Source organism: Protofrankia sp. CiP1_Cm_nod2 (assembly GCF_920664355.1).
Taxonomy (GTDB): Bacteria; Actinomycetota; Actinomycetes; order Frankiales; family Frankiaceae; genus Protofrankia.
Window position 1 is genome coordinate 1 of sequence record NZ_CAKKTL010000378.1, and the last position, 3,073, is coordinate 3,073.

2 protein-coding genes are annotated in these 3,073 nt (G+C 73.4%); both read left to right on the forward strand.

The features are described 5' to 3' along the window. Positions 1 to 191 precede the first annotated feature (191 nt). The gene (mreD, locus tag NBW84_RS23625; protein WP_250287527.1) at positions 192 to 722 is read left to right on the forward strand and encodes a rod shape-determining protein MreD; all 531 of its coding nucleotides are present in this window, start codon (positions 192 to 194) and stop codon (positions 720 to 722) included. Positions 723 to 763: 41 nt separating this feature from the next. Next, a partial coding sequence (gene mrdA / locus NBW84_RS23630; protein ID WP_250287530.1) for a penicillin-binding protein 2 occupies positions 764 to 3,073 on the forward strand: 2,310 nt, incomplete at its 3' end.

Genomic DNA, 3,073 nt, shown 5'->3' on the forward strand with positions numbered 1-3,073 from the left:
GTGTATAAGAGACAGCCGCATCACCGGCCGCCGCATCACCGGCCGCCGCATCACCGGCCGCCGCATCACCGGCCGCCGCGACGGGCCGGTCGCCGGCCACCGCGTCGCCGTCGCCAGGCACGCCCGCGCGGATCTCCCCGACAGCGACGCTCGCCCCCGCGGCGAGGACGTCCACCGGCTGAGGCGGGATCATGTGGGACACGGGTACGCGCGCGGCCGGGCCGCGGGGCAGGATCATCGTGGCCACCGTCGCCGTGATGGCCGTCCTGATCGTGGTGCAGGTGTCCGTCATCGCCGCGCTGCGCCTGCCGCTGGGCAGCCCCGACATCATCCTGATCGTGCTCTGCTTCGTGGCGCTGTGCCAGGGGCCCGTCACCGGCGCGGTCGTCGGCTTCAGTATCGGCCTGCTCGCGGACCTGCTCTCCACGCACGTCCTCGGCCAGACCGCGATGGTCTTCTCGCTGGTCGGGTACGGGGTGGGGCTCGTCGGGGAGGAGACCGACCGGTCGGCCTACCTGCCGCTGGCCGTCGCCGCCGGCGCGTCGGCCCTCGGGACGGCCGGGCACGCCGCGATGGCCGGCATCATCGGCCAGCCGAGCCTGACCGGTAGCCAGACGCTGCTGCGCGTGCTCGGCGCGGCGCTCTACGCGCTGGTCCTGACTCCGGTCATCTTCCCGCTGGTCACGGCCGGGCTGCGGCGCCTGCACAGGGAGCAGCCGTGATCAGGGGGCGGGCGAGGCGGCCGGGCCCCCTGGAGGAGTCCCTGGATGACCGCATCCGGGTACGGCTGGTCGTCCTGCGCGTCCTGGCGGTCTCCCTGCTGATCACACTTGGTGCCCGGCTGTGGACCCTGCAGATACTCAACGGTGATCACTACCGCCACCTCGCGGAGACGAACCGGGTCCGTGAGGTCGTCACCCCGGCGATCCGTGGCCTGATCGTGGACGACCAGGGGCAGCCCCTTGTCCGCAACCGGACCTCCCTGGTCATATCGGTGAACCGGTCGGTCACCGACCGGCAGGAGGACTCCGGACAGGCCGTGCTGGAGCGGCTGTCGGACGCGATCGGGATGCCCGTCGCCGACATCAGTGCGCGTATCCAGTTCTGCTCCGCCACGGTGAAGCCGCCGTGCTGGAACGGCTCGCCCTACCAGCCGGTCCCGGTGGCCAAGGACGTCTCCGCGCAGCAGGCGCTGGCGATCATCGAGCATCCCGACCGGTTCCCCGGGGTCTCGGCCGACCTGCAGGCCGTGCGCGAGTACCCCCAGGGCTCCCTGGCCGCGCACGAGCTGGGGTATCTCAGCCCCGTCACCCAGAAGCAGCTCGACGCCGACGGCGCCAGCAAGGGATACCACCAGAACAGCCTGGTCGGTGTCGCCGGGCTGGAGAACACCTACGACGCGGACCTGCGGGGCGCCGACGGCGTGCAGCGGCTCGAGGTCGACCGGTTCGGGCGGGTCGCGGGCACCGCGTCGGCCACCGCGCCGAGCAGCGGTGACAACCTCGTGCTCTCGCTCGACATCGGTGTCCAGCAGGCGGTCGAGCAGACCCTGCGCAAGACCCTGGACTCCCTTGGCGGCGGGCAGGCGCGCACCGCCTCCGGCGTCGTGCTCGACGCGAGGACCGGCCGTGTGATCGCCATGGCGAGCCTGCCCTCCTACGACCCGTCGGTCTTCGTCGGGGGCGTCTCCGAAGCCGACTACCAGGCACTGTCCGACCAGGCCAACGGGATTCCGCTGCTGTCGCGGGCGTACCAGGGCTCGAGCGCGCCCGGGTCCACGTTCAAGCCGGTGTCGACCCTGACCGCGCTGACCAGCCTCGGCGCGTCGGCCACCAGGAAGTACGACTGCGCGCCCACCCTGCAGATCGGCACCCAGACCTTCCACAACTTCGAGGGGTCGTCCGCCGGGCCGATCACCCTCCATCAGGCCCTGGTCATCTCCTGCGACGTCATCTTCGACCAGTTCGCCTACGAGGCGTGGCTGGCCGACGGCGGGCTGCGCAACGGCCGCGGCCCGTACCGGGAGCCCAACGAGTACTTCGTCAGGATGGCCCGCGCCCTGGGGTTCGGCAGCCGCACCGGCATCGACCTGCCGGGCGAGACGGCCGGGTCGGTCGTCGACCGGGCCGGCGCGAAGGAGATCTGGGAGGAGCTGAAGGACTCCTACTGCCGCCGGGCCCGCAACGGCTACCCGGAGGCCACCGACCCGGCCAAGGCCGAACGCTTCCGCCAGTACGCCGCCGAGGCGTGCGTCGACGGCTACCTGTACAACGGGGGCGCGGCGGTCCAGTTCGCGATCGGGCAGGGGCAGTACCTGTCGGTCAGCCCGTTGCAGCTCGCGGCCGCCTACGCCGCCATCGCCAACGGCGGGACGCTGTACCAGCCCACCCTGGCCAAGGCGGTGATGGCCCCGGACGGCCGCGTCGTGCGGACCATCGAGCCCAGGGCCGCCGGCAGGCTGCCGGCCGCGCCCGACACGCTGGCCTACCTCCGCGAGGCCCTGCACGGGGTGACCAGCGAAGGCGGCGGGACCGCGACCGGGGTGTTCGCAGACTGGCCGAACGACACCATCCCGGTCGCGGGCAAGACCGGTACCGCCGAGGTGGAGGGCTCCGGGGACACCTCCTGGTTCGCCTCGTTCGCGCCCGCGAACGACCCGCAGTTCGTCGTTGTCGTGACCATCCCGGACTCCGGGACCGGCGCCGAGTACGCGGCCCCGGCCGTGAAGGCCATCTACCAGAGCATCTACGGCATCGGACGCCCCGCGGCGTTCGCCGGCGGCAGGCCGCCGTCCCAGCTGCCCCGCCTCAAGCAGGACGGGACGTTCGCCGCCGACACGGCTCCCGAGCCGGCCCCCGGCACAGCGGCCCCCGGTGCGGCCGTCCCCGGTGCGGCTGCCCTCGGTGCGGCTGCCCCGGGCACGGCTGCCCTCGGTGCGACTGCCCCCGGTGCGGCCGCGGCGGGTACCGCGGCGGCGCCGGCCGCCGGCCTGTCGGGTATCTCGTTCACCAGCCGGTCCACCGGCGCTGTCGCGGCGGCGGCGCCCGCGGCGGTCCCGGGCGCGGTGGACGCC

Coding starts and splice junctions, on each gene's coding strand:
- mreD (WP_250287527.1), top strand. CDS start 192: ATGTGGGACACGGGTACGCGCGCGGCCGGGCCGCGGGGCAGGATCATC.